General features: G+C 64.7%; 7 protein-coding genes. 5 read left to right on the top strand and 2 right to left on the bottom strand.

Annotated elements, in window-relative coordinates:
* The first annotated feature begins 313 nt into the window (after window positions 1–313).
* From ACLFQI_RS11995 to ACLFQI_RS11980, 4 genes are all read left to right on the top strand, one after another.
* Window positions 314–610 carry an ArsR/SmtB family transcription factor gene (locus ACLFQI_RS11995; RefSeq protein WP_410759637.1) on the top strand — a complete coding sequence of 99 codons (297 nt, stop codon included), beginning with the start codon at window positions 314–316 and terminating at the stop codon, window positions 608–610.
* Between the two features lie 76 nt (window positions 611–686).
* Entirely contained in the window at window positions 687–1,103 is a 417-nt protein-coding gene (locus ACLFQI_RS11990; RefSeq protein ID WP_410759636.1) for a rhodanese-like domain-containing protein, read from the top strand.
* 18 nt (window positions 1,104–1,121) lie between these two features.
* Complete coding sequence (secB, locus tag ACLFQI_RS11985; protein WP_410759634.1) at window positions 1,122–1,631, top strand: protein-export chaperone SecB; 510 nt, start codon at window positions 1,122–1,124, stop codon at window positions 1,629–1,631.
* Between the two features lie 6 nt (window positions 1,632–1,637).
* The gene (locus ACLFQI_RS11980) at window positions 1,638–2,633 is read left to right on the top strand and encodes an NAD(P)H-dependent glycerol-3-phosphate dehydrogenase (protein ID WP_410759632.1); all 996 of its coding nucleotides are present in this window, start codon (window positions 1,638–1,640) and stop codon (window positions 2,631–2,633) included.
* A gap of 47 nt (window positions 2,634–2,680) precedes the next feature.
* Here the strand turns inward: ACLFQI_RS11980 and trmL are convergent, their stop codons facing one another.
* Complete coding sequence (gene trmL, locus ACLFQI_RS11975) at window positions 2,681–3,136, bottom strand: tRNA (uridine(34)/cytosine(34)/5-carboxymethylaminomethyluridine(34)-2'-O)-methyltransferase TrmL (protein ID WP_410759630.1); 456 nt, start codon at window positions 3,134–3,136, stop codon at window positions 2,681–2,683.
* A 107-nt stretch (window positions 3,137–3,243) separates the two neighbouring features.
* Between trmL and ACLFQI_RS11970 the strand changes: the two genes are divergently transcribed.
* Window positions 3,244–3,468, top strand: a complete 225-nt coding sequence (locus ACLFQI_RS11970; protein WP_410759628.1) for a hypothetical protein — start codon at window positions 3,244–3,246, stop codon at window positions 3,466–3,468.
* A gap of 113 nt (window positions 3,469–3,581) precedes the next feature.
* Here the strand turns inward: ACLFQI_RS11970 and ACLFQI_RS11965 are convergent, their stop codons facing one another.
* Complete coding sequence (locus ACLFQI_RS11965) at window positions 3,582–4,079, bottom strand: hypothetical protein (RefSeq protein ID WP_410759626.1); 498 nt, start codon at window positions 4,077–4,079, stop codon at window positions 3,582–3,584.
* Window positions 4,080–4,316 lie beyond the last annotated feature (237 nt).

Genomic DNA, 4,316 nt, shown 5'->3' with positions numbered 1-4,316 from the left:
CTGGCCGGAAGACGCTTGGCCAGTGGACTCCCGGGCGGAGGCCGCGCCCGCACCGCCGACCCAGCCCATGACCCCGGCGACCAGCAGGAGGCGAACCATGGTTCGCCAGGCGGGCAGCCAACGAGCGCTTGCCAGGCACCCGGAAAGGTTTATCATCGATCGATGAAAGGTTGATAATCGAGCGGACGTCATGGCAGGAGAACAGCGGTTGCCGAAGGAGAAATCATCGCCCGATCCCGGGCGGCAGGAGTCCGGGCAAGTGCCTGGCGACGAGACCGGACGGGAGCACGGTTATGATTTTTCCGAGCTCGACCTGTTCGCCGATGACGCCGATATCGAGCGCGCGTCGCGCTCGCTGAAGGCGATGTCGCATCCGTTGCGGCTGAAGATTCTCTGTACCCTGGGTGACGAGGAGGTCAGCGTTCAACAGATCGTCGATCATGTCGGCACCTCGCAGAGCAATATCTCACAACATCTGGCGATCCTGCGCGACAAGGGCATCCTGGCCGCGCGCAAGGATGCCAACCGGGTATATTATCGGGTTGGCGACGCGCGCACCTTGCGCCTGATCGTGATGATGCGCGAGGTGTTTTGCAGTCGGACGCCTTGAGGGCGTGACGGCGAGCGCGCCGGCTCTTATACTCGTGGGTTGACTTCCGCGTACCGCGACGCTCTTCCTAATCCCTATGCTGCTTGAATTCATTGGAAACCACTGGGTGCTCTTCGGCGCGCTCGGCGTCATCCTCGGCCTGCTCACCTATACCTTGATCGTCGGCGAGAAGGGCTCGGTCGACCCGAATACCGCCACCCTGATGATCAATCAGCGCGACGCGGCGGTGATCGATGTCCGCCCGGCCGCCGATTTCGCCAAGGGCCATATCATCAATGCCGTCAATGTGCCAATAAACGGCTTCAAGAAGCAGACCGGCGCGTTGACGCGGTTCAAGGATGGGCCGGTGATCGTCAACTGTCGCTCGGGCTCGCAGTCCCAGGCCGCCTGTCATCTGTTGCGCAAGGCCGGCTTCAACGAGGTCTACAACCTCAGGGGCGGTATCCTGGCCTGGGAAAGCGCCAACCTGCCATTGACCCGCAAGAAACGTTAACCCGATCCGGAGTCCCGCATGGCCGACAACCAGCAGCCCCAGCAGCCCCAGGGCGAGCGACAATTCGCGCTGCGCAGTATCTATATCAAGGATCTCTCCTACGAGGCGCCGAACGCGCCCGAGATCTTCCGTCAGGATTGGAAACCGGAGACCTCGCTGCATCTCGACATCAAGCTCGCGGCGCTCTCCGAGGACACCCACGAGGTCGTGCTCACGGTCACCGTGACCACCAAGGTGGGCGAGCAGACCGCCTATCTGATCGAGATCCAACAGGCCGGAATCGTCAGTGTCGCCGGCTTCGCCAAGGAAGAACTCGGGCCCCTGTTCTATGTCTACTGCCCAAGCCTGTTGTTCCCCTACGCACGCCAGGCGGTCTCGGATCTGGTGGCCAAGGGCGGCTTCCCGCATCTGTTGCTGCAGCATGTGAGCTTCGACGCGATCTATGCGCAGAAGCAGGCCGAGCAGCGGGATCAGTCGCCGCAAGCCGGCGGCGCCGAGGGCCCGGCCGCGGGCGAGACGACCCACTAAGGCGCGATGGCACGCATCGCCGTCATCGGAGCCGGCTCCTGGGGCACCGCGCTCGCGGTGCTGATGGCCGGCAATGGCCACCAGATCAGGCTTTGGAGCCATGACCCGGAGCAGGTCGCGGCACTCCTCGATGCGGGCGAGAATCGGACCTTCCTGCCGGGTATCGAGCTGCCGGAAACGATCCGTCCAACCGCATCGCTGGCAGCGGCGCTGGCGGATGCGAACGGCGTTTTGGTCGCGGTGCCGAGCCAGTTCTTCGGGGATGTCCTTGACGCCTTGGCGCCCGTGCTGCCGCCCGAGATGGGTGTCCTCTGGGCCACCAAGGGCTTCGATCCCGAGAGCGGGCAGCTGCTGCACGAGCTGGTGCTGGAGCGCACCGGTCAGCGCGCGCTCGCGGTCCTGTCCGGCCCGAGTTTTGCCGGGGAGGTCGCGCGCGGACTGCCGACGGCGGTGACCCTGGCCGCCACGAGCATGGCCTTTGCCGAACAGTGCGCGGCCTGGGTGCGCTCCGAACGGTTTCGCGCCTATACCCACGATGATCTGATTGGCGTGCAAGTCGGCGGCGCGGCCAAGAATGTGCTGGCCATCGCCACCGGCATCGCCGATGGGCTCGGCTTTGGCGCCAATACCCGGGCCGCGCTGATCACCCGCGGCCTGGCCGAGCTGATTCGCCTTGGCGCCGCGCTCGGCGCGCGACGCGAGACCTTCATGGGCCTGGGCGGGCTCGGCGACCTGGTGCTGACCTGCACCGACGATCAATCGCGCAACCGACGCCTAGGACTCGCCCTAGCGCGGGGCGAGACGACGAGCGTGGCCTTGGCGGCGATCGGCCAAGAGGTCGAGGGCGTGGTGACGGCGCGGGCGGTGCATCGGATGGCGCGTGAGCATCGCATCGAGATGCCGATCTCGGAACAGGTCCACGCCGTGCTCTACGAGGGCCAAACCCCCGAGGCGGCGACGCGGCAACTGCTGGAACGCTCGAATCGGGCCGAACTCGATTGATCGAGGGTCGGGGGCTCGGCGCTGACTGCCCGTTCTGACCGCTGGAGTCAGCGAAAGCCGTTCTGCCGCCACGCCTCGTAGACGACGATCGCCACCGTGTTCGAGAGGTTCAGGCTGCGATTGTTGGGGCGCATGGGCAGACGCAGTTGCTGTTGCGGCGGCACCGACTCGCGCAGATCGACGGGCAGTCCACGCGTTTCCGGTCCGAACAGGAAGGCGTCGCCGGGCATGAAGCGGATCTCGCTGTAGGTCTGATGGCTGTGCGTGCTCAGCGTGAACAGCCGGGGGCGCGCGAGCGCCTGCTGACAGGCCTCGAGGCTGTTGTGGACCCGCAGCCCGACCCACTCATGGTAGTCGAGCCCGGCCCGGCGCAGCCGGCGGTCGTCGAGTTCGAAGCCCAGCGGCTCGATCAGATGCAGACTGGCGCCGGTGTTGGCGCAGAGCCGGATGACGTTGCCGGTGTTGGGCGGGATCTCCGGCTGGTAGAGGATCACATGAAACATCCAGGGAACATGCGGGCGCTGCTTGACCGTTCATCGATCCTCCATGATATATTAATAGTTCAGCAACGGAATCAAGATTTTAACGAGACCCTGCGGGGGGAGACACCATGACCGACATCGCTGCCTTGAAGCAAGAGAAGCAGGACCTGATCGACAAGATGCTCGAGATGCAGAAGCAGTTCATCGATTACGAGCACGAGAACGGTATCAGCGGTAAGGACTACTGGGCCTCGCAGGATGGCCTGCTCGCCAACTATCGCCAGGAATACATGGACATGGCGAACCGTGTCGTCGATATCGCGCACGAGATCGTCGGCTCGAACCGCCTCTAGCCTGCTCGCGCCTGAACGAGCAGGCGCCACGCATGCGGATCCATTGAAAGCCCCCGGTCGGTTGACCGGGGGCTTTTTCGTGCGTGCGCACGGCAGAGTTGATGGAGCGCGGGTCAACCCGCGCCCGCTGGTCCAGAGCGGATGTGCTCGATGTACTTGGGCACGGCCTGCATCTCCAGCCGGATGGTCTCGCCTTGGGCGCTGATGCGCGCGTCGCTGCCGCGCAGCTTGAGATCGCAACGACACTGGCCGCGGCTCTCGAGCGGAATCGGGATCATGTCGCGGTAGGTGTAGACGTTCTCGTCGATATCGCCGCCGTCGCAGACGAGCACTGGTTCGGAACCTGGCTCGGACCCTGGCTCGGAACCTGGATCAGGTTCTGGCCCGGAGGCTGGATCAGATCCTGGCTTAGATCCTGATTGTGGCAACGGCGCCAGCAGCTCGGCGTTGTCGAGAATGAGCGCGCCGGCCTGCCACCACAGGGTCTTTTCGGCCGAGCCGGTCATGGTCTTGATGATGTAGGCGCGCGCGAAGTCGATGCGCAGGGTGCCATCGGCGAAGCGGATCCCGGCGAGTTCGGAACCGGGAAGGCGAATACTACTGCTGTCCACTGGGTAGATCCTGAGCGGTTGAATGACTGAGGGAGCGACAGGGTCTGAGCGGTCGCCCGACCGTCCCCGAGATGGGGCGTCTTCGCCTCGATTGCCACCCGCGCGGGATGATCGCCCAGCGCCCAGTGTCCAGCGCCCAGTGTCCAGTGTCCAGCGCCCAGGGGCCTTCGGATCGGCGCGCGAGGACGCATCACGATACAGGACCAGATAGCCATTCGGCCTGACGCGCGGAGACGA

The sequence above is a fragment of the Halochromatium sp. genome (genome assembly GCF_046541315.1).
GTDB lineage: Bacteria > Pseudomonadota > Gammaproteobacteria > Chromatiales > Chromatiaceae > Lamprobacter.
Note: the sequence above shows the minus strand (reverse complement) of the source record. Positions and strands in the feature narration are given on the sequence as shown.